At 61.9% G+C, this 24,478-nt stretch carries 27 protein-coding genes; 26 read left to right on the plus strand and 1 reads right to left on the minus strand.

Annotated elements, in window-relative coordinates:
- The first annotated feature begins 15 nt into the window (after nucleotides 1-15).
- Genes GC121_RS12220 through GC121_RS12320 form a run of 23 tightly spaced genes read left to right on the plus strand, consistent with a single transcriptional unit; the run spans nucleotide 16 to nucleotide 19,275 of the window.
- Nucleotides 16-564, plus strand: a complete 549-nt coding sequence (locus GC121_RS12220; protein WP_151975730.1) for an NADH-quinone oxidoreductase subunit B family protein — start codon at nucleotides 16-18, stop codon at nucleotides 562-564.
- Nucleotides 561-1,310 carry an NADH-quinone oxidoreductase subunit C gene (locus GC121_RS12225; protein ID WP_151974730.1) on the plus strand — a complete coding sequence of 250 codons (750 nt, stop codon included), beginning with the start codon at nucleotides 561-563 and terminating at the stop codon, nucleotides 1,308-1,310. The genes GC121_RS12220 and GC121_RS12225 overlap by 4 nt, the downstream gene beginning before the upstream one ends.
- Nucleotides 1,307-2,521 (plus strand): NADH-quinone oxidoreductase subunit D, encoded by a 1,215-nt coding sequence (locus GC121_RS12230; protein WP_151974732.1) that lies wholly within the window; start codon nucleotides 1,307-1,309, stop codon nucleotides 2,519-2,521. Before GC121_RS12225 ends, GC121_RS12230 begins: the two co-directional genes overlap by 4 nt.
- Nucleotides 2,518-2,775, plus strand: a complete 258-nt coding sequence (locus tag GC121_RS12235) for a hypothetical protein (RefSeq protein WP_151974734.1) — start codon at nucleotides 2,518-2,520, stop codon at nucleotides 2,773-2,775. Before GC121_RS12230 ends, GC121_RS12235 begins: the two co-directional genes overlap by 4 nt.
- Nucleotides 2,772-2,960: a hypothetical protein gene (locus GC121_RS12240; RefSeq protein ID WP_151974736.1), complete on the plus strand. Its 189-nt coding sequence runs from the start codon at nucleotides 2,772-2,774 to the stop codon at nucleotides 2,958-2,960. Before GC121_RS12235 ends, GC121_RS12240 begins: the two co-directional genes overlap by 4 nt.
- Nucleotides 2,950-3,618 (plus strand): NADH-quinone oxidoreductase subunit NuoE, encoded by a 669-nt coding sequence (gene nuoE, locus GC121_RS12245; protein WP_151974738.1) that lies wholly within the window; start codon nucleotides 2,950-2,952, stop codon nucleotides 3,616-3,618. The genes GC121_RS12240 and nuoE overlap by 11 nt, the downstream gene beginning before the upstream one ends.
- Nucleotides 3,618-3,758, plus strand: coding sequence for a hypothetical protein (locus tag GC121_RS15360; protein ID WP_199857945.1), 141 nt, complete (start codon nucleotides 3,618-3,620; stop codon nucleotides 3,756-3,758). Before nuoE ends, GC121_RS15360 begins: the two co-directional genes overlap by 1 nt.
- Nucleotides 3,758-5,062: an NADH-quinone oxidoreductase subunit NuoF gene (gene nuoF, locus GC121_RS12250; RefSeq protein ID WP_151974740.1), complete on the plus strand. Its 1,305-nt coding sequence runs from the start codon at nucleotides 3,758-3,760 to the stop codon at nucleotides 5,060-5,062. Before GC121_RS15360 ends, nuoF begins: the two co-directional genes overlap by 1 nt.
- Nucleotides 5,059-5,709, plus strand: coding sequence for a hypothetical protein (locus tag GC121_RS12255; protein ID WP_151974742.1), 651 nt, complete (start codon nucleotides 5,059-5,061; stop codon nucleotides 5,707-5,709). Before nuoF ends, GC121_RS12255 begins: the two co-directional genes overlap by 4 nt.
- Nucleotides 5,702-7,708, plus strand: a complete 2,007-nt coding sequence (nuoG, locus tag GC121_RS12260) for an NADH-quinone oxidoreductase subunit NuoG (protein WP_151974744.1) — start codon at nucleotides 5,702-5,704, stop codon at nucleotides 7,706-7,708. Before GC121_RS12255 ends, nuoG begins: the two co-directional genes overlap by 8 nt.
- Nucleotides 7,705-7,848, plus strand: a complete 144-nt coding sequence (locus GC121_RS15365; protein WP_199857850.1) for a hypothetical protein — start codon at nucleotides 7,705-7,707, stop codon at nucleotides 7,846-7,848. The genes nuoG and GC121_RS15365 overlap by 4 nt, the downstream gene beginning before the upstream one ends.
- A complete protein-coding gene (gene nuoH / locus GC121_RS12265; protein WP_151974746.1) occupies nucleotides 7,845-8,888 on the plus strand; it encodes an NADH-quinone oxidoreductase subunit NuoH in 1,044 nt (347 codons plus the stop codon). Before GC121_RS15365 ends, nuoH begins: the two co-directional genes overlap by 4 nt.
- A complete protein-coding gene (locus GC121_RS12270; protein ID WP_151974748.1) occupies nucleotides 8,861-9,352 on the plus strand; it encodes a hypothetical protein in 492 nt (163 codons plus the stop codon). Before nuoH ends, GC121_RS12270 begins: the two co-directional genes overlap by 28 nt.
- A complete protein-coding gene (gene nuoI / locus GC121_RS12275; protein ID WP_151974750.1) occupies nucleotides 9,349-9,834 on the plus strand; it encodes an NADH-quinone oxidoreductase subunit NuoI in 486 nt (161 codons plus the stop codon). The genes GC121_RS12270 and nuoI overlap by 4 nt, the downstream gene beginning before the upstream one ends.
- Before the next feature lie 30 nt (nucleotides 9,835-9,864).
- The gene (locus GC121_RS12280; RefSeq protein ID WP_255478893.1) at nucleotides 9,865-10,482 is read left to right on the plus strand and encodes an NADH-quinone oxidoreductase subunit J; all 618 of its coding nucleotides are present in this window, start codon (nucleotides 9,865-9,867) and stop codon (nucleotides 10,480-10,482) included.
- Nucleotides 10,479-10,784: an NADH-quinone oxidoreductase subunit NuoK gene (gene nuoK / locus GC121_RS12285; protein WP_151974752.1), complete on the plus strand. Its 306-nt coding sequence runs from the start codon at nucleotides 10,479-10,481 to the stop codon at nucleotides 10,782-10,784. The genes GC121_RS12280 and nuoK overlap by 4 nt, the downstream gene beginning before the upstream one ends.
- Before the next feature lie 7 nt (nucleotides 10,785-10,791).
- The gene (gene nuoL, locus GC121_RS12290) at nucleotides 10,792-12,783 is read left to right on the plus strand and encodes an NADH-quinone oxidoreductase subunit L (protein WP_151974754.1); all 1,992 of its coding nucleotides are present in this window, start codon (nucleotides 10,792-10,794) and stop codon (nucleotides 12,781-12,783) included.
- The gene (locus GC121_RS12295) at nucleotides 12,783-14,318 is read left to right on the plus strand and encodes an NADH-quinone oxidoreductase subunit M (protein ID WP_151974756.1); all 1,536 of its coding nucleotides are present in this window, start codon (nucleotides 12,783-12,785) and stop codon (nucleotides 14,316-14,318) included. Before nuoL ends, GC121_RS12295 begins: the two co-directional genes overlap by 1 nt.
- Complete coding sequence (gene nuoN, locus GC121_RS12300) at nucleotides 14,318-15,781, plus strand: NADH-quinone oxidoreductase subunit NuoN (RefSeq protein ID WP_151974758.1); 1,464 nt, start codon at nucleotides 14,318-14,320, stop codon at nucleotides 15,779-15,781. Before GC121_RS12295 ends, nuoN begins: the two co-directional genes overlap by 1 nt.
- Before the next feature lie 10 nt (nucleotides 15,782-15,791).
- Nucleotides 15,792-16,529 carry a biotin--[acetyl-CoA-carboxylase] ligase gene (locus GC121_RS12305; protein ID WP_151974760.1) on the plus strand — a complete coding sequence of 246 codons (738 nt, stop codon included), beginning with the start codon at nucleotides 15,792-15,794 and terminating at the stop codon, nucleotides 16,527-16,529.
- 2 nt (nucleotides 16,530-16,531) lie between these two features.
- Nucleotides 16,532-17,320, plus strand: coding sequence for a type III pantothenate kinase (locus GC121_RS12310; protein WP_151974762.1), 789 nt, complete (start codon nucleotides 16,532-16,534; stop codon nucleotides 17,318-17,320).
- Entirely contained in the window at nucleotides 17,320-18,969 is a 1,650-nt protein-coding gene (locus tag GC121_RS12315) for a ribonuclease J (protein WP_151974764.1), read from the plus strand. Before GC121_RS12310 ends, GC121_RS12315 begins: the two co-directional genes overlap by 1 nt.
- 15 nt (nucleotides 18,970-18,984) lie before the next feature.
- Nucleotides 18,985-19,275 (plus strand): DUF1467 family protein, encoded by a 291-nt coding sequence (locus tag GC121_RS12320; RefSeq protein ID WP_151974766.1) that lies wholly within the window; start codon nucleotides 18,985-18,987, stop codon nucleotides 19,273-19,275.
- Here the strand turns inward: GC121_RS12320 and GC121_RS12325 are convergent.
- A complete protein-coding gene (locus GC121_RS12325; RefSeq protein ID WP_151974768.1) occupies nucleotides 19,272-21,860 on the minus strand; it encodes an ATPase in 2,589 nt (862 codons plus the stop codon). The two genes, GC121_RS12320 and GC121_RS12325, sit on opposite strands and share 4 nt — an antisense overlap.
- Before the next feature lie 69 nt (nucleotides 21,861-21,929).
- Here GC121_RS12325 and GC121_RS12330 point away from each other — a divergent pair, with 69 nt between their 5' ends.
- The 3 genes from GC121_RS12330 to GC121_RS12340 all read left to right on the plus strand — a co-directional run bounded on the left by GC121_RS12330 (nucleotide 21,930) and on the right by GC121_RS12340 (nucleotide 24,474).
- Nucleotides 21,930-22,235, plus strand: coding sequence for an Hpt domain-containing protein (locus GC121_RS12330; protein WP_151974770.1), 306 nt, complete (start codon nucleotides 21,930-21,932; stop codon nucleotides 22,233-22,235).
- A 75-nt stretch (nucleotides 22,236-22,310) separates the two neighbouring features.
- On the plus strand, nucleotides 22,311-23,474 hold the full coding sequence (locus tag GC121_RS12335) for a hypothetical protein (protein ID WP_151974772.1): 1,164 nt from the start codon (nucleotides 22,311-22,313) through the stop codon (nucleotides 23,472-23,474).
- A 34-nt stretch (nucleotides 23,475-23,508) separates the two neighbouring features.
- The gene (locus GC121_RS12340; protein ID WP_151974774.1) at nucleotides 23,509-24,474 is read left to right on the plus strand and encodes a hypothetical protein; all 966 of its coding nucleotides are present in this window, start codon (nucleotides 23,509-23,511) and stop codon (nucleotides 24,472-24,474) included.
- Nucleotides 24,475-24,478: the final 4 nt, after the last annotated feature.

Raw genomic sequence — 24,478 nt, forward strand, 5'->3', positions numbered from 1 at the left:
AATTCGACCATCATTATGCCGCCGAACGCCGTGCCCGCTGCCGCCCAAGGCGGCGAGGTGAAGCAGCCCGATGCGGACTTTTTCAACGCGCTCCAGACCGAAGTGAACGACAAGGGCTTCCTTGTGACTTCGACCGAGGAGCTGTTCCAGTGGGCGCGCACCGGCTCGCTTTGGTGGATGACCTTCGGCCTCGCTTGCTGCGCGGTGGAGATGATCCACGTCAATATGCCGCGCTACGATATGGAACGCTTCGGCATCGCCCCGCGCGCCAGCCCGCGCCAGTCGGATGTGATGATCGTGGCGGGTACGCTGTGCAACAAAATGGCCCCCGCGCTGCGCCGTGTGTACGATCAGATGTCCGATCCGAAATACGTGATTTCGATGGGCAGCTGCGCCAATGGCGGCGGCTATTACCACTATAGCTATTCGGTCGTCCGTGGCTGTGACCGCATCGTGCCGGTCGATATCTACATCCCGGGCTGCCCGCCGACTGCGGAGGCGCTGCTGTATGGCGTGATGCAGTTGCAGCGGAAGATCCGCCGTGTGGGGACGATTGAGCGATGAGCGTCCTCAACTCCGCCCCCAAATTCGCGTCCAACGAAGGTGTGCTTGACGCTTTGACGTCAGCGCTGGGTGCGCACGTTATCAGCTCGTCCGAAGAGCATGGCGAGATCATTCTCACGGTGAAGCGCGAGAGCATCGAGGATGTCCTGCGCAGCCTGCGGGACGATCACGCTTACCAGCAGCTCGTGGAGATTGCGGGGGTTGACTACCCTGACCGCGCAGAGCGGTTCGAAGTCGTCTATATGCTGCTCAGTCTCACCAAGAACCACCGCGTCTTGGTGAAGGTCAGCACGGATGAGGATACGCCTGTCCCCACCGTCACCACTTTGTGGCCGGTTGCCGGTTGGCTGGAGCGCGAAGTGTTCGATATGTATGGCGTCACCTTTGACGGTAACACCGATCTGCGCCGCATTCTCACCGATTACGGCTTTGAAGGACATCCCTTCCGCAAGGACTTCCCGCTAACGGGCTACACCGAACTGCGCTATTCCGAGGAGGAAAAACGCGTGGTGTATGAACCGGTGAAACTGGCGCAGGATTTCCGCAGCTTCGACTTTACCAGCCCGTGGGAAGGCGCGGATTACGTGCTGCCGGGCGATGAAAAGGCGGATGTGCCGCCGGTCGACAAGCCCAAGGTCACCGAAAAGCCCGCCGATACCGGCGCAGGCAAGGCGGCTGATGCAAAGGCGGCGGAAGGCAGCAAGGCCAATCCGCCCGCCATGGACAAGAAGGAGGAGGGCAAGTGAGCGGCCTCGTCCAGGATAGCGCGCCAACAACCGACGGCGAGGAAATCTCCAACTACACGATCAATTTCGGCCCGCAGCACCCTGCCGCGCACGGCGTGTTGCGCATGGTGATGGAGCTTGATGGCGAGATTATCGAGCGGATCGACCCGCACGTTGGTCTGCTCCACCGCGGCACCGAAAAGCTGATCGAATACAAGACCTATTTGCAGGCGCTGCCCTATTTCGATCGGCTCGATTACTGCTCCCCGCTGGCGCAGGAATACAGCTATGTCCTCGCCATCGAGAAGCTGCTGAATGTCGAAGTGCCGGAGCGGGCGCAGTATCTGCGCGTGCTGTTCGCCGAGCTGACGCGAATCTGCAACCACATGCTCAATATCGGCGCGCATGTGATGGATGTGGGCGCGATGACGCCCAACCTCTGGGTGTTCGAGCTGCGCGAGGATTGCCTCAACTTCTTCGAGCGGGCTTCTGGCGCGCGGATGCACAGCGCGTGGTTCCGCCCCGGCGGCGTACATCAGGATGTGCCGCTGAAACTGCTCACCGATATCGGCGACTGGGTCGATACGCGGCTGCCCGAACTGTTCGGTGACGCGATGAGCCTGGTACAGGACAACCGCATCTTCAAGCAGCGCAATGTCGATATCGCCGTTGTCAGCAAGGAAGACGCGATGGCCTGGGGCTTCTCCGGCCCAATGATCCGTGCGGCGGGCATCCCGTGGGATTTGCGCAAGTCGCAGCCCTATGACGTGTATGACCGGATGGATTTTGAAATCCCGGTCGGCACCAATTCGGATTGCTATGACCGCTTCATGGTCCGCTGCGAGGAAGTTTATCAGTCCGCGCGCATCATCAAGCAGTGTCTCGCTGAAATGCCCGAAGGCCCGATTGCGAGCGACAACAAGAAGGTCTCCCCGCCCAAGCGCGCCGAGATGAAGCAGTCGATGGAAGCGCTGATCCATCACTTCAAGCTCTACACCGAAGGCTTCCACGTTCCGGCGGGCGAAGTCTATGTGGCGACCGAAAGCCCCAAGGGCGAATTCGGCGTGTATCTGGTGGCCGACGGCACCAACAAGCCCTACCGCTGCAAGATCCGCCCGACCGCGTTCAGCCACCTGCAGGCGATGGACTTCATGTCCAAGGGCCATATGCTGCCCGACGCGACCGCCATTCTGGGCGCAATCGACGTGGTGTTCGGGGAGTGTGACCGGTGATTGAGTGGTCCTTCTTTCAGTTCTTTATCGCAATCCTCGTTACTCCGCTGAATGGCGCGATCGCGCTTTTCGTTTCGAGATTTTTCGTTAGTGGCCGTGAGGCCCGCATTGCGGCTTTCGCGTATACTCTCGGTACGGGTTTTCTTGGACTGAATGATGTGCCGGTTAGTTTAATCGCGGGTTGGGCGGTAGGAATGATAGTCTTGTGGTGGTGGTTCTTTAAAAGCAAGTCGGCGCAGGGCCAAACCGCATGATCCTCCGCGAACTCCTTATCCTTGTCGCCGCCTTCGCCGCCTTCGCCTCGGCTGTTGCTGCGTATCTTGTGGCATTCCATGGCGAAGCGCCGCTCAAGGACATCCTCTCCACCGCCTTCGCTGCGGTGATCGGCCTCTATGTGGGTCGCTATTTCGAACGACGGAGACTGGCACATGGCCGGTAGACATATCGCTCCCGATACCCCCGAATTGCGTGCGCGCTGGGGTGGCTGGACTTTCACGGATGCCAACCGTGAAAAAGCTGATTGGCATATCAAGAAGTATCCCGAAGGCCGCCAGAAGTCTGCGGTCATGCCGCTGCTCGATCTGGCGCAGCGTCAGGTGGGGGAAGAAACCGACACGCAGGGCTGGTTGCCGCTGCCGGTGATCGAATATGTCGCCGACTATCTCGATATGCCGGTCATCCGCGTGCTCGAAGTCGCGACCTTCTACATGATGTATAACCTTGTTCCGGTGGGCAAATTCCACGTGCAGGTGTGCGGCACCACGCCGTGTATGCTGCGCGGTTCGGATGCCATTATCGAAGCCTGCAAGGCGCGCGGTATGCGGTTCGGCGAAGTCTCGGCGGATGGCCTCTGGACGCTGACCGAGGTCGAATGCATGGGCAATTGCGCCACTGCGCCGATGGTGCAGATCAACGACGGCAATTACGAAGACCTGACGCCTGAGCGCCTGAACGCCGTGCTCGATGCGCTGGCCACGGGCGAGCAGCCCAAGGAAGGCACGCAGGAGCCGGGGCGGCATACGTCCGAGCCAGCGGGCGGGCCGACGACGCTCAAGGAAATGGTCGACGCCAATCACGATTACCGGAGCGCGTGGTGATGGATCAGGTTGTCCCCGTTATCGTCGCGCTGGTGCTCGTCGCCATCGCGTGGAAAGTCCTGAAGGGCATCGTCAAGACCGCCGTGCTCGTCCTGCTGCTAGCGGCGGCGGCCTATTTCGTGTTTGGAGGCATGGCGTAATGCTGGCTGATAAGGACCGCATCTTCACCAATGTCTACGGCTTCCAGTCGCCCGGGCTGAAAGCGGCGCAGGCGCGTGGCGATTGGGACAACACCAAGAAGCTGATGGCAGTCGGTCAGGACGCCATTATCGACGAGGTGAAGGCATCGGGCCTGCGCGGGCGCGGCGGGGCTGGCTTCCCGACGGGTATGAAGTGGAGCTTCATGCCCAAGGAAAGCAAAGACGGCCGCCCCAGCTTCCTCGTCATCAATGCCGACGAATCCGAACCGGGATCGTGCAAGGATCGCGAGATTATCCGCCATGATCCGCACAAGCTGGTCGAAGGTGCTCTGATCGCCGGATACGCGATGCGGGCGCGGGCGGCCTATATCTACATTCGCGGCGAATATATCCGCGAGGCCGAAGCGTTGCAGCGCGCGATTGACGAGGCCTATGACGCGGGCCTGATTGGCAAGAATGCGAGCGGTTCGGGCTACGATTTCGACGTGTTCATGCACCGCGGCGCGGGCGCCTACATCTGCGGCGAAGAAACCGCGATGATTGAGAGCCTTGAAGGCAAGAAGGGCCAACCGCGCCTCAAGCCGCCGTTCCCGGCGGGCGCGGGCCTCTATGGCTGCCCGACCACGGTCAACAATGTCGAAAGCATCGCCGTCGTCCCCACGATCCTGCGGCGCGGCGCAAGCTGGTTCGCCAGCTTCGGGCGCGAGGGCAACAAGGGCACCAAGCTGTTCCAGATCAGCGGCCACGTGAACACGCCCTGCGTCGTCGAAGAGGCGATGAGCATCACCTTCGAGGAGCTGATCGAGAAGCATTGCGGCGGCATTCGCGGCGGGTGGGACAATTTGCTCGCGGTGATCCCCGGCGGTTCCTCGGTGCCGCTGGTGCCGGGCGAGCAAATCCGCCACGCGCATATGGATTTCGACGGGCTGAAAGAACTCGGCTCGGGCCTCGGCACGGCGGGCGTCATCGTGATGGACAAGTCCACCGATATCGTTCGCGCGATCAGCCGCCTCAGCTATTTCTACAAGCACGAAAGCTGCGGCCAGTGCACCCCCTGCCGCGAGGGCACAGGCTGGATGTGGCGCGTGATGGAGCGGCTGCGGGTGGGCGAAAGCTCGGTCGAAGAGATCGATATGCTGTACCAGGTCACCAAGCAGGTGGAAGGCCACACGATCTGCGCGCTGGGCGACGCCGCCGCTTGGCCGATCCAGGGCCTGCTCAAACACTTCCGCCCCGAACTCGAACGCCGCATCGCCGAGCGTGAGGGTGGCCAAAACCCGGCATTGCAGGAGGCGGCGGAGTGAGGAAGCTACTCGCCATCACAGCATTTGCCGTCTCCAGCTTCGCTATGGCAACCCCCGCCGCTGCGCAGCAGGAGCGAAACGAGCGGATGCAGCGTCTCGCGGTCGAGGCTTGGACGGCCTGCATGGCGGACGAGTTTCCGGAAGACGTGCGCCGCCTGCTGACGATGGATTACCGTACGGATGAATACCGGCGGCTTATGCAGGACATGGGTGACCGCCGGATCAGCGAACGGTGCTTCCGCGCCATGCCGCGCGCCTATCGGCGAATCGAGCTGGGCGGGCTTCCCTTTGCGGGCGGCCTTGCCGAACAGGCGATGGAAACAGTGGAGGAGCCTTCACTGCTTATCCGTCTGTCGATGGCCGTGATCGGTAATCAGCCGGAGACCTATTCCTACACCGATCAGGTGGCCAATTGCATGGTGACAGGCGCGCCCAATCTGGTGGCTGACCTGTTCGCCACCGAGGTCGCCTCAGATGCGGAAGTCGGCGCGTTCGCGCAGCTTGCACCGGTGCAGGCCATCTGCACCCAGAATGGCGAAGCCATCGAAGCGAGCGCGATTGCCATGCGCGCGATGCTCGCCACCGCCAGTTACCGAATTCTCGCGGCGCAGGATGACGCGCCGGTAGAAAGTGAGACCGATGCCTAAAGTCACCGTAGACGGTCAGGAAGTGGTGGTGCCCGATGGTGCCACCGTGCTGCAGGCGTGCGAGCTTGCGGGAAAGGAAATCCCGCGTTTCTGCTACCACGAGCGCCTGAGCATCGCGGGCAATTGCCGGATGTGTCTGGTCGAAGTGAAGCCGGGGCCGCCCAAGCCGCAGGCTTCGTGTGCGCTGCCTGCCACCGAAGGGCAGGAAATTCGCACCGATACGCCGATGGTCAAGACCGCGCGCGAAGGGGTGATGGAGTTTCTCCTCATCAACCACCCGCTTGATTGCCCGATTTGCGACCAGGGCGGCGAGTGTGATTTGCAGGATCAGGCCATGGCCTATGGCAGGGGCGGTACGCGCTATCACGAAAACAAGCGGGCGGTCACGTCCAAAAATATGGGCCCGCTGATCAAGACGATCATGACCCGCTGCATCCACTGCACCCGCTGCGTGCGCTTCTCCGAAGAGATTGCGGGCGTGGACGAAATCGGCGCGCTGTATCGCGGCGAGGATATGCAGATCACGACCTATCTGGAGCAGGCGGCCAAGCACGAGCTGTCGGCGAACGTGATCGATCTGTGCCCGGTCGGCGCTTTGACAAGCGGCCCCTATGCCTATGAAAGCCGCCCTTGGGAGCTGAAGAAGACGCTCGGCATCGATGTGTCGGACGCGGTTGGCGCCAATATCCGGATCGACAGCCGTGGCCGCGAAGTGCTCCGCGTGCTCCCGCGCATCAATGACGATGTGAACGAGGAGTGGATTTCGGACAAGGCACGCTATCAGGTCGACGGGCTGACGCGGCGTCGGCTCGACCGGGTTTTCATCCGCCGGAGCGGCAAGCTGGCCGAGGCAAGCTGGGACGAGGCGTTCAAGGCGATCGCCAAGGCCCATAAGTCTTCCGGGCCGGGCGCCAGCATCGCCGCGATCGCGGGCGATATGGTCGATTGCGAAACGATGTTCGCCGCCAAGGCGCTGCTAAAGGCGAGCGGTTCTTCGCTGATGGAGAGCCGCCAGACGGGCATGGATTATGACGTGTCCAACCTCGCGGCGGTCAATTTCAACAGCACTTTTGCCGGGATCGAGGAGGCGCAGGCCATCCTTATCATCGGCAGCCATGTGCGCTGGGAAGCGCCGCTGGTGAATGTCCGCCTGCGCAAAGCGGTGAAGCGCGGGGCGAAGGTGTTCGTGGTCGGGCCGGAATGGGACACGACGTACAAGGCGGAGTTTCTTGGCACCGACCTGTCGGTGCTGAACAAGCTGCCCGCCAGCGTCACCGATGCGTTCAAGGCGGCGGAGAAATCCGCGGTCATCCTCGGCGCGGCGGGCTTTGCTGCGGGTGCGCATGAGGCGGCTTTGGGCGTGGCAGGCAAGCTGAAGGCCGAGTTCAACGCGCTCCACACCGCGGCGGCGCGCATGGGCGCGCTGATGCTCGGTTTCGCGCAGAAGGGCGGCATCGCCGATATCGTCGCGGCCAAGCCCAAGGTCGTGCTGGCGCTGGGTGCGGACGAGGTCGACTGGAGCGCGTTCGGCGACAGTCTCAAGGTCTATAGCGGCCACCACGGCGACAAGGGCGCGCACGCGGCGGATATCGTCCTGCCTGCCAGCGCCTACACCGAGAAAGCCGGAACCTATGTCAGCACCGAGGGCCGCGTGCAGATGGCCGACAAGGCGATCTTCGCGCCCGGCGATGCGCGCGAGGATTGGACGATCCTGCGCGCGCTGGCCGATGCGCTGGGCGTGAATGTCGGGTTCGACAGCTTTGGCGAACTTCGTGCCGCCATGGTGGCCGAAGTGCCTGCGCTGGGCGATGAAGGCATGATCGCCGATTACGGCGCGCTCCCGGCCGCGCCAAAGGGCGTGAAGGCGGCAGGCGAGATTGCCGCCTATCCGATCAAGGACTTCTACCTAACCAACCCCATCGCCCGCGCCAGCACGGTGATGCAGCAATGTTCGGCAGAACTGCTGCACGGCGACGCGCTGAAGGAGGCGGCGGAATGAGCTTCGACCAGATCGTCTTCTTGCAGCTAATCGCTGTCGTTTTGATTGTTGCTTTTGGAGTTATTGCAATTCTTCGGCACTTTGAGGCTCAAGAATTGGCTAGGACCGAAAGCGGTGATGAGAAGGGAGAGGCGGAATGACCGAATTCTTCCAAAACCTCGGCCTGTCCTACGAGTGGGCGCTGTTTGTCGGTATGGTTTCCGGCATCCTGCTGATCGCCTTCCCCGTGATGCTCGCGGTGGCGCTGGTCATTTACATGGATCGCAAGGTGCTCGGCGCTGTCATGATGCGGCGGGGGCCAAACGTCGTCGGTCCGTTCGGCATCCTCCAGAGCTTTGCCGACGGGCTGAAGGTCTTCCTTCAGGAAACCATCATCCCCAGCGCGGCAAACAAGGGCATTTTCCTCCTCGCGCCGATCATCACCTTTACCGTGGCGCTGCTCGCCTGGGCGGTGATTCCGTTTGCGGATGGCGTGGTGCTGGCGGACATCAATGTCGGCCTGCTCTATGTGCTCGCGATCAGTTCGCTGGGGGTTTACGGCATCACGATGGCGGGCTGGGCGAGTAACTCCAAATACCCGTTCTTCTCCGCTATGCGTGCCGCTGCGCAGATGATTTCATATGAAGTCTCGATCGGGTTCATCCTCGTGTGCGTGGTGCTGTTTGCGGGCAGCTTCAACCTCAGCGAGATCGTGAACGCGCAGAAGGGCCACGGGTTTGGCTTCATCAACGGCTATTACTTCAACCTGCTGCTGTTCCCGATGTGGGTGCTGTTCTTCATCTCCAGCCTTGCAGAGACGCAGCGCGCTCCGTTCGACCTGACCGAAGCGGAGAGCGAGCTGGTGGCGGGGTATCAGACCGAATACTCCTCCATGGCCTTCGCGCTGTTCTGGCTGGGCGAGTATGCCAACATCCTGCTGATGTGCAGCCTCAACACGCTGCTGTTCTTCGGCGGGTGGCTGCCCCCCATCGAGTGGGAGCCGCTTTACATGGTGCCGGGCTTCATCTGGTTCCTGCTGAAGACGGTGTTCTTCTTCTTCATCTTCAGCTGGATCTGGGCGACGGTGCCGCGTTACCGCTATGACCAGCTGATGCGCCTTGGCTGGAAAGTGTTCCTGCCAATGAGCCTGTTGTTCGTTGTGCTGACAAGCGGGTGGCTGATGTTTACGAGGTATGGGTGATGAGTGTGCTGTTAACTTTGCTCTCACCGGCGCTCTTTTTCCAAGGCGAGCCTGCGATTGAGTATGCGGAAAGGTATGCAAACCAGACGCTGAATTGTAACTTCGCGCAACTCGACCAAAACGATGAAATGGTGAACCGAGCACAAGTTCGGATTGCCTACCAAGAAGATGCGAATGACATTTCTGACGTGGTCGTTTCTGACCCTCGCGATTTGATCGGCATCCGAAGGATATCCAACAACGTCGATGCTTCCACATGGCTTGGATCGAGAGAGGGCGGTGACATCCTATTTGATTTTGAAAGCGACCGAGGATTGCTTTCGCAGATCATGCTTTCGACTGAGCCGTACAATGGAAGTGACGAATTTATAGCTGCTTGGACGACCGTGGTGTCCAGCGACGGTTCGGCCATATTTGGCATCGGCCTTTGCACCTTTGTGTCGACCGATAGGACAGACAAATGACCGCCGCTCAACTCATCAAATCCTTCACCCTGTGGGAGTTCCTCAAGGCGCACGCGCTGACCTTGAAATATTTCTTCAAGCCGAAGGTGACGCTCAACTATCCGTTCGAGAAGAACCCGCTTTCGCCGCGTTTTCGCGGGGAGCACGCTTTGCGGCGCTATCCCAATGGGGAAGAGCGGTGCATTGCCTGCAAGCTGTGCGAGGCGGTGTGCCCGGCGCAGGCCATCACCATCGAATCTGAACCGCGCGATGACGGCAGCCGCCGCACGACGCGCTACGATATCGACATGACCAAATGCATCTATTGCGGCTTCTGCCAGGAAGCGTGTCCGGTGGATGCCATCGTGGAAGGGCCGAACTTCGAATACGCGACCGAAACGCGCGAGGAGCTGCTCTATGACAAAGCCAAATTGCTGGCGAACGGGGACAAGTGGGAGCGGGCGATTGCCGCAAACCTTGAAGCCGACGCGCCGTATCGTTAAGCGCGCCGCAAGAGTCGACGGGGACCCCAATTGACAGTCTTTGCCTTCTATATGTTTGCCGCATTGGTGATCGCGTCGGGCGCGTTCACCATCCTTGCGCGCAATCCGGTGCACTCGGTGCTGTGGCTCATCCTCGCCTTTTTCAACGCGGCGGGGCTAATGGTGCTGGTCGGCGCGGAGTTTCTCGCGATGCTGCTGATCGTCGTTTATGTCGGCGCGGTCGCGGTGCTGTTCCTGTTCGTCGTGATGATGCTCAATATCGACTTCGCCGAATTGCGCGCCGGGTTCATGAAGAACGCGCCGCTGGGTGTGGCGATAGCGGTGATCCTGCTCGCCGAACTGGTGCTGGGCATCGGCGCTTACCGTGCGGGCAAGCTGGAATTGGGCACGCCGCTGGGTGATGCTGCTCCGATTGCCGGGGCGAGCAACACGGAAAGCCTCGGCGCGCTGATTTACACCAAATACCTGTTCCTGTTCGAGGTTGCGGGCGTGATCCTGCTGGTGGCGATGATCGGCGCGATTGTGCTGACGCATCGCGGCCAGCGCTCGACGCGCGGACACCAGAACATTGCCAAACAAAACGCGCGCCGCCCGCAGGATGCGACCGTCAATGTGAAGCCCGAAGTCGGGCAGGGGGTCGAACTGTGATCGGTATCGAACACTACATCATCGTCAGCTCGATCCTGTTCGTGCTCGGCGTGCTGGGCATCTTCATGAACCGCAAGAATATCATTGTGGTGCTGATGGCGATCGAGCTGATCCTGCTTGCGGTGAACATCAACCTCGTCGCCTTCAGCGCCTTCCTTGGCGATCTGGCCGGACAGGTCTTCGCCATGTTCGTATTGACCGTTGCGGCGGGCGAGGCCGCCATCGGGCTCGCGATTCTGGTCATTTATTTCCGTTCGCGCGGCACGATTGCCGTGGACGATGTCAATCAGATGAAGGGTTAGCAGGGACGTGAACTCCATCCTGATCATCGTTTTCGCGCCCTTGCTGGCGGCGATCATTGCCGGGCTGGGCAACCGCGCCATCGGCAATGTCGCAGCCAAGAGCATCACCACCGGCGCGTTGTTCCTCGCCTGCGGCCTCAGCTGGCCGATCTTTATCGACTTCCTCTCCGGCAGCGAGACCGCCACAGTTGTGCCAGTGATGAAGTGGGTCGAAAGCGGGGCGATGAGCTTCGACTGGGCGCTGCGCGTCGATACGTTGACGGCTGTTATGCTGGTGGTCATCACCACCGTTTCCGCGCTCGTCCACCTGTATAGCTGGGGCTATATGGAGGAAGACCCGGATCAGCCGCGCTTCTTTGCATACCTGTCGCTCTTCACCTTCGCCATGCTGATGCTGGTGACCGCCGACAATCTGGTGCAGATGTTCTTCGGTTGGGAAGGCGTGGGCCTTGCGAGCTACCTGCTGATCGGCTTCTGGTACAAGAAGCCGTCCGCCAACGCCGCCGCGATCAAGGCCTTCGTGGTGAACCGCGTAGGTGACCTTGGCTTTATGCTGGGCATTTTCGGCACCTTCCTCGTGTTCCAGACGACGAGCATCCCCGCCATCCTCGAAGCGGCGCCCGCAATGGAAGGGGCGAGCAGTATCGGCTTTATGGGAATGCGGCTCGATACGATGACGATCCTGTGCCTGCTGCTGTTCATCGGCGCGATGGGCAAATCGGCGCAGCTGGGCCTGCACACTTGGCTGCCAGACGCGATGGAAGGCCCGACGCCGGTCTCCGCACTGATCCACGCGGCGACCATGGTGACGGCGGGCGTGTTCATGGTGTGCCGCCTTTCGCCGATGTTTGAAGCGGCTCCGGTAGCGCTGGCTTTCGTGACGATTATTGGTGCTGCCACCTGTCTGTTCGCGGCGACCGTCGGCACAACGCAGTGGGACATCAAGCGGGTGATCGCCTATTCGACCTGCTCGCAGCTCGGCTACATGTTCTTCGCCGCCGGTGTCGGCGCCTATGGCGCGGCGATGTTCCACCTGTTCACGCACGCCTTCTTCAAGGCGCTGCTGTTCTTGGGCGCGGGCAGCGTGATCCACGCGATGCATCACGAACAGGATATGCGCTATTACGGTGGCCTGCGGAAACACATCCCGCTGACCTTCTGGGCGATGATGATGGGCACGCTGGCGATTACCGGGGTGGGTATTTACGACTTGCACGCAGGCTTTGCGGGCTTCTGGTCGAAGGATGCGATCCTTGAGGTATCCTACGCCGCCGGAGGCCACGGAACCGGCGCGTTTTGGGTCGGTGTCTTCGCGGCACTTCTCACCAGCTTCTACAGCTGGCGGCTGATGTTCCTCACCTTCTGGGGCAAGCCGCGCTGGATCGAGAGCGAGCATATCCAGCACAGCGTGCACAAGACTCCGGAAGAGGCAGGCGAGGATACGACAGGCGGTTATCATCCGCACGAAAGCCCGCTGTCCATGCTCATTCCCCTGGGCGTGCTGAGTATCGGTGCCATTGCGGCCGGTCAGGTTTTTGCCGGAAACTTCCTCGACAGTGCCGATTTCTGGAACGGCTCGATCGCTTACAATGCCGAACTGATGCACGCGATGCACGAAGTGCCCTGGTGGGTGAAGAACACCGCTCTGCTTGTTATGCTGCTCGGCCTGTTCGGCGCGTGGCTCGCTTATATCCGCAACACCGATATCCCGCGCCAGACCACGCAGCAGCTCGGTGCGATCTACAACTTTGTCTACAACAAGTGGTATTTCGACGAGCTCTACAACCTTCTCTTCGTCAAGCCCGCCTTCTGGCTCGGCCGTGTGCTGTGGAAGCGCGGGGACGAGGGAACTATCAACCGCTTCGGCCCTGACGGGGCTGCGTGGCTGGTGTCGCAAGGCAGTGTCTATGCGAAGAGGTTCCAGTCCGGCCAAATGACGAGTTACGCCCTGATCATGCTTATCGGCCTTGTCGCCGCCATCACCTGGGTGCTGTTCTGATGGGTGGCTTCCCGATCCTTTCCGCGATGCTCGCCGTGCCGCTGGTCGGCGCTATCATCTGCCTGTTTGTCGGCGCGAACACTGCGCGCTGGACGGCGCTGGTGGCGACTCTGGTCAACCTCGCGCTCGGCGTGCTGCTGTGGCTGAACTACGATATCGGCGGCGCGCAGTGGCAGTATACCGAATACCACAATCTGTTCGATACCTTCGCCTACGCGCTCGGGATCGACGGAATTGCGCTGATGCTCATCATGCTCAGCGTCTTCCTCATGCCGATCTGCATCGGCGCGAGCTGGAACGCGATTACCAAGCGCGTGGGCGAATATATGGGCGCCTTCCTGTTCATGGAAGTGCTGATGATCGGCGTGTTCGCTGCGCAGGATATCTTCCTGTTCTACATCTTCTTCGAAGCCGGCCTTATCCCGATGTATCTCATCATCGGTGTGTGGGGCGGCGATAACCGTATTTACGCGAGCTACAAATTCTTCCTCTACACGCTGCTCGGCTCGGTGCTGATGCTGATCGCGATGCTGTGGATGGTGAACACGGCGGGCACGACGCATGTCCCGTTCCTGATGGAGTATGACTTTGCTCCAGAGGCACAGACATGGCTCTGGCTCGCCTTTTTCGCCAGTTTCGCGGTGAAGATGCCGATGTGGCCGGTGCACACCTGGTTGCCCGATGCGCACGTGCAGGCACCCACCGCTGGATCGGTCATCCTTGCCGGCGTTTTGCTGAAGCTGGGCGGTTACGGCTTCATCCGCTTCAGCCTGCCGATGTTCCCCGATGCTTCTGCGCAATTTGTGTGGCTTGTGTGGGGCTTGTCGATGGTCGCGGTGGTTGCCACCAGCCTGATCGCGCTGGTGCAGCACGATATGAAGAAGCTGATCGCCTACAGCTCGGTTGCGCATATGGGGATCGTCACGGTCGGCCTGTTCGCCTTCAACGTGCAGGGGCTGGAAGGCGCGATGATGATCATGCTCGGTCACGGCCTCGTGTCGGGAGCGCTGTTTCTTTGCGTGGGCGTAATTTACGACCGGCTGCATACCCGTGAAATCTCACGTTACGGCGGCCTCAGCACCAATATGCCTGCTTATGCCATGCTTTTCCTGCTGTTCACGATGGCGAGTGTTGGCCTGCCGGGGACGAGCAATTTCGTCGGCGAATTCCTTGCGCTGGCGGGCATTTATCAGATCAATAGCTGGGTCGCCTTCGTCTGCACCACCGGCATCATTCTGGGTGCTGCCTATATGCTTTACCTCTACCGCCGCGTGTGTTTCGGCCCGCAGGTTAATGACGATGCGGCTGCGTTGCCCGACCTGTCGAAGCGCGAGTATCTGCTGCTCGCCCCGATTGCCGCGGCGGTGCTGTGGATGGGTGTGTACCCAGAGAGCTTCCTTGCGCCGATGCGTGCGGACATCCAGTGGCTCGATGAGCGACTGGCCGAGGCGGAGCCTGCGAGTGACGCGCAGCTGGTGATCGGACAGGCTGTTCCTGCTGCCGAGCCGGAGCATCACGGGGAGGGGGCACACTGATGGCCTTTGCCGCTTCCTTCGCGCTGATCGCGCCCGAACTCGTTCTCGGCATCACCGGCCTGCTGCTGACACTGGTCGCGGCCTATGGTGGGGACAAATTCGCCCGGTTCGCCAGTATCGCCGCCGCCGTGGCTTTGGGCGGAGCCTTCGCGCTGGTTGCGCCTAGCGTCTGCGCCGGGGCTTCGGGCATGGAGACCGAGGCGTTTGGCGGGCTGTTCCGCGCCGACGCCTTTGCCGGTTTCGCCAAGCTGATGATCTTCGCCGCATCGGGCGCCACGCTGATGATCGCACCGCGCTTCTTCGAGAAGATCGGCGCGATGAAGACCGAATTTCCGGTGCTGATCCTCTTCGCCGCACTCGGCATGAGCATCATGGTTTCGGCCAATGATTTGCTGACGCTGTATATGGGCCTCGAACTCAATTCGCTCGCAGCCTATGTGCTTGCGGCGATGCTGCGCGATGATGACCGCTCGGCGGAAGCAGGGCTCAAATATTTCGTCCTCGGCGCACTGGCTTCGGGTATTTTGCTGTTCGGCATGAGCCTGACCTATGGCTTCACTGGTACGACCAGCTTTGCCGGGATCACAGCTGCGGTGTCGGGCGAGCTGAGCACCGGAATGCTCTTCGGTCTGATCTTCATGTTGGCGGGCCTCGCCTTCAAGATCAGCGCCGCGCCGTTCCATATGTGGACGCCGGACGTGTATACGGGCGCGCCCACGCCGGTGACGATGTTCTTCGCCTCCGCGCCCAAGGTTGCTGCCGTGGCGCTGCTCGCGCGGGTGAGCATGGAAGCGTTCGGGTCGCAGGTCGATGCGTGGCGGCAGGTGGTGATTGCAGCGGCGCTGCTCTCCATTGTGATCGGCGCGCTGGGCGCTATCGGGCAGAGTAATATCAAGCGGCTGCTCGCCTATTCCTCAATCAACAATGTCGGCTTCATCCTGATCGGCCTCGCTGCAGCCAATGCCAGCGGGGCAAGCGCACTGCTCGTCTACCTCGCCATCTACACGGTGATGACGGTGGGCAGCTTTGTCGCCGTTCTCCTGATGCGCGATGCCGAGGGGAACCAGCTGGAAGGTATTTCCGACTTGGCAGGCCTCGCCACAACACGCCCGGCGCTGGCCTGGGCGCTGATGGCGCTGATGTTCAGTCTGGCCGGTATTCCACCGCTGTTCGGTTTCTGGGGCAAGTTTGTGGTGTTTCAGGCGGCTGTCGAGGCTGACCTGTTGGCGCTCGCTGCCATCGGCATTGCGGCGAGCGTGATCGGCGCGTTCTACTACATCAAGATCGTCAAGATCATGTTCTTCGACGAACCCGCGGGCACCATCACCGGCGAGGCCGATAAGGCACATTGGGCGCTGCTGCTGATCTGCGGCGTGATCGTTTCGCCGTTGGGCTATTTCCTGACGCCATGGCTGGGGAGCCTTGCGGATATGGCGGCGGCCTCGCTCGGCCTGCCCGGCTGAGGCTGGCTTCTTGATCGAGATCGTAGACGAAACCGGCAGCACCAACGCCGATCTGTCCGCGCGACTGGCCAAGGGCGACGATCTTCCCGAAGGCTACTGGCTCGTCGCCAACCGCCAGACTGCGGGGAGGGGACGGCAGGGCCGCAGCTGGCAGGGCGGGGAGGGCAATTTTATCGGATCGACCATCGTCCATTTGCGCGACGACGATCCACCGCCAGCAACGCTCTCTTTTGTGGCCGCTCTGTCCGTTTTCGCAACCATCGCGCCGCTTGTCACGGCGCAAAACCGTTTGCACCTCAAATGGCCGAACGACGTTTTTCTCAATGGCGGGAAGGTCGCAGGGATTCTGCTAGAACGGGTGGGAAATGCCGTGGTCGTCGGGATCGGGGTCAATCTTGCGACTGCGCCTGACCTTCCGGACAGGCCAACCGCGCCCCTTCACCAAGCCGGTGCCAAGATCGAACGGGACGCTTTCGCCGCATCGCTTACAGAAACCCTCCGTCAACGTCTCGACAATTGGCGTTGGCGCGAACAGGGGATGAACATGGGTCTGTCCGCGACCCTATCGGGCTTTCTTTGGAACTCGATCCACCAAGCGGGCGCGCGCACGAGCGTCAATATCGGCGCGGGAGAAGTGGTAACCGGAGCCTTTGCTGGACTCGACGAGACCAATGGTGCCTTATGGCTTCTCCTCGATGATGGCACAGAGCGGATCATCCACGCTGGCGATGTAATTTTGGAGACGTGACGATGCTGCTCGCAGCCGATGTCGGAAACACCAATGTCGTCTTCGCCGTTTTCGACGGGACGGAGATACGCGCGCGCTGGCGGATCGCCACCGACCCCCGGCGCACGGGGGACGAATACGCGGTGTGGCTGCTGCAATTGCTCGCCATCGAAGGTATCGACCGCGCCGCGATCACTCGCATAATCTACGGCTCGGTCGTCCCGCGGGCAGAGCATAACCTGACGGTGCTGGCGCAGAAATACTTCGGCATCACCCCGCTTTTCGCAGGGCAGGGCGCGGCGGCGTGGGATTTTGAGATCGATGTCGAGCAGCCGCACACGCTGGGCGCGGACCGCGCGCTCAACTGCATAGCAGCGCATAAGCTGGTGGGCGGCGATATGATCGTGGTCGATTTCGGCACCGCGACCAAGTTTGAAGCGGTGGATTACAACGGCGCCTATAAGGGCGGCATTATCGCGCCGGGCATCAATCTTTCACTCGACGCGCTGGTAGGCAACACTGCCAAACTGCCGCGCATCGCCATCCGCGCGCCGGAAACCACCAGCGTTATCGGACGTAATACCGAAGACCAGATGTTGATCGGCGTCTTCTGGGGCTATGTCGCGCTGATGGAAGGACTGATCGAGCGGATGAAGGCGCAAATCGGCCGGCCGGTTAAGGTTGTAGCGACCGGCGGGCTCGCCATATTGTTCGACGAGAAGACCGACATATTCGACGTGATTGACGCCGATCTGACCATTCGCGGCCTGCAAATCCTTGCCGCCAGAGTCGAAAACGCTTCCGGAGCATAATGAAAAACGATTTTACACCGCAGGATGAACTGCTGTTTCTTGCCCTTGGGGGTTCTGGCGAGATTGGCATGAACGTCAATCTCTATGGCTGTCAGGGCAAATGGCTGATGGTCGATCTGGGCATGAGCTTCGGGGCGAACGAGTATCCCGGCACCGAACTGATGTTCGCCGATCCCGAATTTATTGAGGAGCGGGCGGACGATCTGCTCGGTATTGTGCTGACGCATGGCCATGAAGACCATATCGGCGCCATTCCGTACTTCGCGGCCGATCTTGGCGTGCCGATGTATGCCACACCCTTCACCGCCGATCTGATCCGCCGCAAGCTGGAAGAAGCGCAATTGCTCGATGCGGTCGAGCTGATCGAGATCGCGGAGGATCACGGCAGCATCGTGCTCGGCCCGTTCGAGATTACCTATCTGCCGCTCGCCCACTCGATTGCCGAGGGCAATGCGCTGCTGATCGAAACGCCCTATGGCCGCGTTTTCCATACGGGTGACTGGAAACTGGACGAAGAGCCGATCATCGGCGAGCCCACGACCGAAGAAGAACTGGTCGAAATCGGCGACGAGGGCGTGCTGGCGCTCGTCTGCGATTCCACCAATGTCTTCAACCCCGCGCCGTCGGGCAGCGAAGGCGCGGTTTATCGCGGGATGCTGGAGGAAGTGCGCAAGCATCGCGGCAAGCGCGTGCTGGTGACGACTTTTGCTTCCAATGTCGCGCGGCTGCAGACGCTGGGGATGGTGGCGCAGGAGACGGGGCGCAAACTGTGCGTCGCGGGGCGCTCGCTCGACCGGATTATCGCGGTGTCGCAAGCGAATGGCTATCTGCGCGACCTTTCCGAGCCGGTTGATTTCGAAACCGCGATGGCGCTGCTGCCCGGCGAAGTGCTGATCCTTGCCACCGGCGGACAGGGCGAGCCGCGTGCCGCGCTGAGCCGGATTGCCGAGGAAACGCATCCGCTCGCGCTCGACAAGGGCGATGTCGTGCTTTTCTCAAGCCGCGTCATCCCCGGCAATGAACTCGCCATCGGGCGGGTGCAGAATATGCTCGCCGAACGCGGCGTGGTGATGGTGACCGACAGGCAGAGCGAAATCCACGTTTCAGGCCATCCGGGGCGACCGGAGCTTGAAGCGCTGTATGGCTGGCTGCGTCCGGATATCCTCGTGCCGGTACATGGCGAGATCCGGCATATGCAGGAACAGACCCGCCTTGGCCGGGCGAGCGGCATTCCGCACAACCACTTCCAGAAGAACGGCGATATCGTGCGCCTTGCCCCCGGCGCGCCTGCGACCATTGCGCGCGTGCCGACCGGCAGGCTGGTGCTCGATGGCGATATCATCGTGCCCGCCAATGGCGAAGCGGTGGCGATGCGGCGGCGGCTTGCGCATTCGGGCGTGCTGATCGTTGTGCTGGACGGGCAGGGCGGTGTGACCATCGAAGGCTTGGGTCTGCCGCTCGATGAGGACTACGCAGCCTTTATCGCCGAAGCGCAGGCGGATGTCGTCGACGCGCTGATGAAGCTACGCAAAGGGCGGCGCGACGAGCCTGAGGCGATCAAGGAAGCGGCGCGCCTTGCCGCGCGGCGGGCAGCCGAAAGATGGTGTGGCAAAAAGCCGCAAACCCGTGTCATTGCGCCCGGATTGTAATCAGGAAGCCGCGCCATGCAGTGGACGTCCATCATCGCAATCTATGCCCTCATCTGGGTGATGTCGGCTTTCGTGCTGCTGCCTTTCGGGTTGAAGACAGCGGACGAAGCGGGCGAGGCCAAGGTGCCGGGGCAAGCGGACAGCGCACCGGTCAATTTCCGCCCGTGGAAAGTGGTGAAGCGCGCCACCATCGTGGCGGCAATCCTGTGCGCTTTGTTTGTCGCCAATTTCCATCAGGGGTGGGTGACGGTGGACGATATCAATATCTTCCCGGAGCCGCCCGCTTACGACAGCGGCAACCGCTAATTGCGCAGCCGCTCGATAGCCTGGGCAAGCGCGACGTAGAGCTTGCCCGTATCGCTGGAGAGCAGAGTGACCGCGAGCGCGTTGCCGTCGCGTGTGGCGAGCACTTCGCGCAGCATGGCTTCGAAATCATGGATGAAGCGGTTCACGGTTTCGCGGAACTCGCTGTCTTCTTCGTAGACCTCGGCGACGGCACGGGATTCTCCGCGGTCGAGCAGCCGCACCGCGCGGCGTGTGAAGATCCCACGATCGCCCTTCAGGTAATTCGCCCATTGGGTATCGGACACTTCGTTGTCGAACGCCTTGGCGATGTCGATGGCGGAGGAATTGAGCGATTCGGTAATCAGCGCGACGCGGCGGCTGAAATCGCTGTCGACGCGCTCTTCCGCCCGTTCACGGGCATAGGTGATGCGCTGTTCCAGATTGCCCGCCAAGTCGTTGAGCAGCGCCAGCTGGTCACGCAGCGCCTTGGTCGTCTGCTGACCGCGCTGTGAAGACTGCGCCACGGCGGCTTCGAGTTCCGCAATCACTTCCACCGCATCGCTGCGGATGGCCGAGGCGATCTTCACTCGGCTTTCGCTGGCAATGCTGTTGGCGATCTCGTCCACCACTTCACCCTGCGAGGCGCGCAACTGCGTCAGCGCATTTTCGGAGGCGTCAGACAGGGTTGCGATGGCCGATTGCAGCTCGTCGCGGGTGGTTTTGGCCAATTCCTCTGCATTGGCCAAAACGCTGGCGATCCGGCTTTCCATCGTGGCCAGTTGGTTGAGCGAAGCGGTTCCGCTTCCCCGCACATCTGCGATATGGGCCATGAGACGTTCGCCGCCCGCCTCGGCATCGGCGATAAGCCCGCTAAGCCGCTCCGCTTCCGCTGCGAAACTGGTGAGCCGGGTCTCGGCAAGGCTCACCGCGTTGCTCAGCGTGCCTTCCGAATGTTCGGCACTCGCGCGGATGATTTCGAGCAGGCGGACGCCATCATTGGTGAGCTGGGCGATGCGCGTGCTATTGGTATCCAGCGCCTCACGTGCAGTGGCGAGCCGCGCAGCGAATTGCTCGGCAGCGCCGCCCAGTTGCGCATCCGCATCCTCGCCCGCCTGTCGCAGTGCGGCGAGATCGGCTTCGACGGTCGACAAGCGGGACAGCAGGCCCTCGCTGCGTTGGGCAATGGCAGACAGCGCGGCTTCATATCCCTCGCGCCGTTCAGCCAACAATGTGTCGAACACCGCAAGCCGCTCGTCGAGCTCGGCCAGCTCTTCCGCCTGCCGCGCCGCGCTTATGTCACGCCGGCGGTCCATTTGCGCATCGAAGGAGGCGAGACTTTGCGCGATCTGCTGGTCTGCACGGCCTGCTTCTTCGGTGAGAACCGCGAGGCGACGCCGCGCGTTGTCCATAGCGGCCTGATCGACATCCGCGATGCGCGCAATCGCCTCTTGCACCCGCGTTTCGAGTGCTTCGATGGCTTCCTGCCATTCGGTGGCGGCGGCATCCCGCCCATCAGCCAGCGTCGCGATCAAGCCTGCGCCCTGATCGGACAATTCGGCGAGGCGCGCTTGCAAATTGGACAGAGCGGCTTCCTCGCTCGTGCGTTGTTCTTCGGCCCTTTGCGATAGAAGCGTCTGCAGTTCCTCCGCCCGCACGCGCAGCGATTCGAGCGCCGAGTCCTCGGTCTCGATCATATCTGTGCGGAAGGATTCGCTGATCTCGCGCAGCCTGCCAAACCGCGCCTGCGTGGTCTCGCCCAAGGCTGTCACCTGCGCGTCAAAAGCGGCGAGCGTGCTCGATACCCGTTCGTTGATATTGGTAACGTGCCGCTCACCCGCTTCGCCGAACTGGTTGAGCCGGTCGAACCCTGCGATCAGGCTTTCCACCTGCGAATGCGCGACCTGCCCGGCATTGCCGATCTGGCTGCTGAGGTCGCGCGCGGCATTTCCCAGCACTGGTAGATTGGCGCGCAGGTTCTCCATATTCGCAACGGCCGTTTGGCTAACCGTGCCAATCGTCTCAACCTGCGCCGCATTGTCTTGCACCAGGCTTTGCAGATATTCGGCGCTGTCATTCAACCGTTCCGCTGCGCTGCGCCCTAGCGATTCCAGATCGCGCGACTGCGCGGCGATGAAATCGCGGGCGATGCTGAGTTCGCGGTTCACAGTGGTCAGCCGCTCTTCAAGCGCGCGTGATTCGTGCGAAAGCAGCCGCGCGGCATCGGTAAAACGGTTCGCCTCGCGCCGGTTGTTGCGCTGGATCAGCATCCACACGGCCAGAATGAAGATTGCAGGAATTGCCCAGCTGGAAATCCACTGCGTCCATTGCTGCGGGGTCGCTCCGGCAAGCATCTCTTGCTGGTTCGCCCACCCGAAAAACCCTGTCCAGCCCAACAGAGCCGCGACCGCGAGGGTGGGCGTCACCCACGTCCAGCGCGGCTTTGCCGGAGGCTCTTCCTCCCAGAAATCCGAAGGTTCTTCGGGTTCCACAAAGACTGGCGCCGCGCCATCATCCTCGTGCCCCGCAAAGCCCTCTTCCTGCCCGAAGCTAGGCGCAACATCGTCCATCGACGGTTCGGAAGCGGTAAGGCTGCGGCGGCTTTTCATGGATTATGCTTACCAGATCGTAAACTATCTGAAACCCCGTCTTAACGCATTGTCGTGCATTGGCTGGCCATGGCTTACGAACAGGGTGATTTCGAACTGGCGCTGACCGCCGCTGCGGGGGACGATATGGCCCTCATCGCGGAGCTGCGCGCCAGCTTCCTCGAAAGCCTGGAGGCGCAAATCACGCTGCTCAGCCGCGCCCGCTGTGACGGGAACTGGGACGTCGCCGCGCATCGCCTGAAGGGGCTTGGCGCGAGCTTTCATGCGGGCGAGCTTGCACGGCTGGCGCAGGAAGCAATCGACGGCGCTCCGGGTGATCCCGCTGTCCTGCGTAAATTGCGCGAGCTGCACTTGCGGTTTTCCGCCGCCGACTAGGCCGCCGCGCTTTTCACATCGCCTCCGCCGCCCTAGATTGGGGCTTCACCAGAGACAGCGGAGCCAAACCCCGGAATGCGCACTGCGCTTATCAGCCTGCCAATGCCGGGCGAGGCCGAACAGCCTTCGATTGCAGGGCAGTCGCTTGCCGAGCGGCAATTGCTGTTTGCGCGCGAGCTTGGCTGCACCGCGGTGATCGCGCATGGCGGCGGCGCGTCGGGGGACGCTATCGCCTTGCGCTACGCCGCCGAGGGCGCGGGATTGCGGTTTCAGGTCATCACCAACGCCCACGCCTTGCCTGGCGCCATCGGCAGCGGAGACAGCCTGCTGGTCATCCAGCCCGATCTGCTGCCCGAAGCGGTGCAGGCGCTCGACCTCTTGCGCGCTGAGGGCGACCGGATGCTGGTGATTTCCTCCGGCCCGGGAACGGCGGCGGGGTTCGAAAGGATCGACCTCGATCGCGCCTGGGCAGGTGTTTTGACGATGCCGGGAAGCTGGCTCGATCTGCTCACCCGCTTGCCCGAGGATGCCGCCCCGCACGCCGCGCTGCTGCGCATTTGCCTGCAAAAGCGCCTGCCCGAGGCGCGGTTGGGCGATGATATTCTCGATTCTGCAAGCTGGACGATCATTCGGGGCGCCGAGGCCGCCGCATCGCACGAGAAACGCTGGCTCAGCGTCCACCTCGGGGTGGTACCAGCCCATGCGCCCTCACGCTGGCTTGGAAGCAAGGCAGTGGCGCGGGCCGGAGCGCAATTGCTGGCGCGAAGCTGGTCGGGGCTGGCCATTGGAGGCACCGCGCTGGCCTTGCTGGCGGGCAGCATCGCCGTCACGCTCTTCTCCGGTGTCCCGGCGGCGGCCTTCGGCCTGCTCGCGCTCGCCGTGCCCTTGCTGGAGATGTATCTCGCACTCGGCCATTTGGCCGGCGCTCCATTTGCAAAGCGGGGCAAGTGGCACTTCCTGCGCCATAGCGTTGATGCGGCGATACTCGCGGTGGGCGTGCTGGCGATTGACGGGCTGTGGTATCGCGGCGCGTTTCCCGCCCTCGTGCTGGGCGCTGCGCTGCTGCTGCTCGATCGCCGTCCGACCCGCGCTGCCGAGGAACCCTTGCGTGACCGCGCCATCATCGCGCTGGCGCTTGGCGTGATGTCCGTCGTGACCTCTCCTGAAATTGCTTTCATGGCCGTCGCGGCGCTTTGCCTAGCGGTGCTGCTTTTTCCCGAGCGCAAGCCCAGCGAATAACCTGCCATTAACGCTGTTGGAGTAACACTCGGGTATGAGCGCCGAAACTCCCTCCGCAACCTTGGCCGAAAGCGTCGAAAGCAGCTTGCGCGATGAGCTGGCGCAGGGCGATATCTCGCTCGCGACGACACGCCCGATCCTGCGGCATTTGCTCGCCCATGCAGACCTCGATCTGTTCAACGATGAAGTCATCGCCAAGGTGCGCGGGATGGTGACGCATCTGGCACGCCAGGTGCTGTTCGCCCTCGCAAAGAGCGACGGCATTACGGATCGCGGCAGCTTTGCCGATGAGCGGCAGAACGCGCTGGCCGCCGGTCTGATGGAAAGCGCGCCGGTGATTGGCTTCGCCCATGCGCTCGCCGTGGAAGCGCTGACCGCCGAACGGCTGAGCATTCGCAGCGGGATCGATGCCGTGCTGTCGCCGCTGTTGCAGGAGCTAGTCGCTTCGCCCGAAGGTGGCGAGGCGCGGGAGGCCATGCGGGCGCTTTCGGCGCAGGCGCGCTTTATGCAGCAGCAGCGGCGCATGGAACTGCCGCTGGGCGAACTGCCCGCCGGTGTGTTTGAAACCGTGTGCGCGCATTGCGAGGCCGCTCTTGTCGCCGAGTTTCCCCGGGTCGGCCATACGCTGACCGCCCTGCGCGAAGAACACGCAGAGAGCAATTCGCGCATCACCCGGTTGACTGGCCTTATCCACCAACTGGCAGACAAGGCGCACCGCGCGCTCAGCGTCGATCACGCGGGCGTTTCAATGTTCGTCACCGCGCTGGAAATGGCGGGCGAGCAATCGCGCGAAGTCGCGGTCCTCTCGCTGTCCGAAAACCAATGCGCGCGGCTGGCGCTGACCTTGCGCGCGGCGGGGCTTTCGGCAGCGCAGGTAGAAGAACAGTTCTTGTTCCTGCATCCGGATATAACCTTGCCTGAAGGCTTCGATACGCTGCGGGCAGACCGCGCTTCCGCCGCGCTGGCCGATTCCGCAGCGTTGCTGGAACGGGTGAGCTAACCTA

This window comes from Erythrobacter sp. EC-HK427, from assembly GCF_902498745.1.
In the GTDB taxonomy this organism is placed as follows: domain Bacteria; phylum Pseudomonadota; class Alphaproteobacteria; order Sphingomonadales; family Sphingomonadaceae; genus Alteraurantiacibacter.

Bases quoted from the DNA above. Each gene is read 5' to 3' on its own strand.
- nuoH (WP_151974746.1), top strand. From the start codon at position 7,845: ATGACCGAATTCTTCCAAAACCTCGGCCTGTCCTACGAGTGGGCGCTG.
- GC121_RS12320 (WP_151974766.1), top strand. From the start codon at position 18,985: ATGCAGTGGACGTCCATCATCGCAATCTATGCCCTCATCTGGGTGATG.
- nuoE (WP_151974738.1), top strand. From the start codon at position 2,950: ATGGCCGGTAGACATATCGCTCCCGATACCCCCGAATTGCGTGCGCGC.
- nuoI (WP_151974750.1), top strand. From the start codon at position 9,349: ATGACCGCCGCTCAACTCATCAAATCCTTCACCCTGTGGGAGTTCCTC.
- GC121_RS12225 (WP_151974730.1), top strand. From the start codon at position 561: ATGAGCGTCCTCAACTCCGCCCCCAAATTCGCGTCCAACGAAGGTGTG.
- GC121_RS12310 (WP_151974762.1), top strand. From the start codon at position 16,532: ATGCTGCTCGCAGCCGATGTCGGAAACACCAATGTCGTCTTCGCCGTT.
- nuoN (WP_151974758.1), top strand. From the start codon at position 14,318: ATGGCCTTTGCCGCTTCCTTCGCGCTGATCGCGCCCGAACTCGTTCTC.
- GC121_RS15360 (WP_199857945.1), top strand. From the start codon at position 3,618: ATGGATCAGGTTGTCCCCGTTATCGTCGCGCTGGTGCTCGTCGCCATC.
- GC121_RS12295 (WP_151974756.1), top strand. From the start codon at position 12,783: ATGGGTGGCTTCCCGATCCTTTCCGCGATGCTCGCCGTGCCGCTGGTC.
- GC121_RS12240 (WP_151974736.1), top strand. From the start codon at position 2,772: ATGATCCTCCGCGAACTCCTTATCCTTGTCGCCGCCTTCGCCGCCTTC.
- GC121_RS12220 (WP_151975730.1), top strand. From the start codon at position 16: ATGCCGCCGAACGCCGTGCCCGCTGCCGCCCAAGGCGGCGAGGTGAAG.
- nuoF (WP_151974740.1), top strand. From the start codon at position 3,758: ATGCTGGCTGATAAGGACCGCATCTTCACCAATGTCTACGGCTTCCAG.
- GC121_RS15365 (WP_199857850.1), top strand. From the start codon at position 7,705: ATGAGCTTCGACCAGATCGTCTTCTTGCAGCTAATCGCTGTCGTTTTG.
- GC121_RS12330 (WP_151974770.1), top strand. From the start codon at position 21,930: ATGGCTTACGAACAGGGTGATTTCGAACTGGCGCTGACCGCCGCTGCG.
- GC121_RS12325 (WP_151974768.1), bottom strand. From the start codon at position 21,860: ATGAAAAGCCGCCGCAGCCTTACCGCTTCCGAACCGTCGATGGACGAT.
- GC121_RS12315 (WP_151974764.1), top strand. From the start codon at position 17,320: ATGAAAAACGATTTTACACCGCAGGATGAACTGCTGTTTCTTGCCCTT.
- nuoG (WP_151974744.1), top strand. From the start codon at position 5,702: ATGCCTAAAGTCACCGTAGACGGTCAGGAAGTGGTGGTGCCCGATGGT.
- GC121_RS12340 (WP_151974774.1), top strand. From the start codon at position 23,509: ATGAGCGCCGAAACTCCCTCCGCAACCTTGGCCGAAAGCGTCGAAAGC.
- GC121_RS12335 (WP_151974772.1), top strand. From the start codon at position 22,311: ATGCGCACTGCGCTTATCAGCCTGCCAATGCCGGGCGAGGCCGAACAG.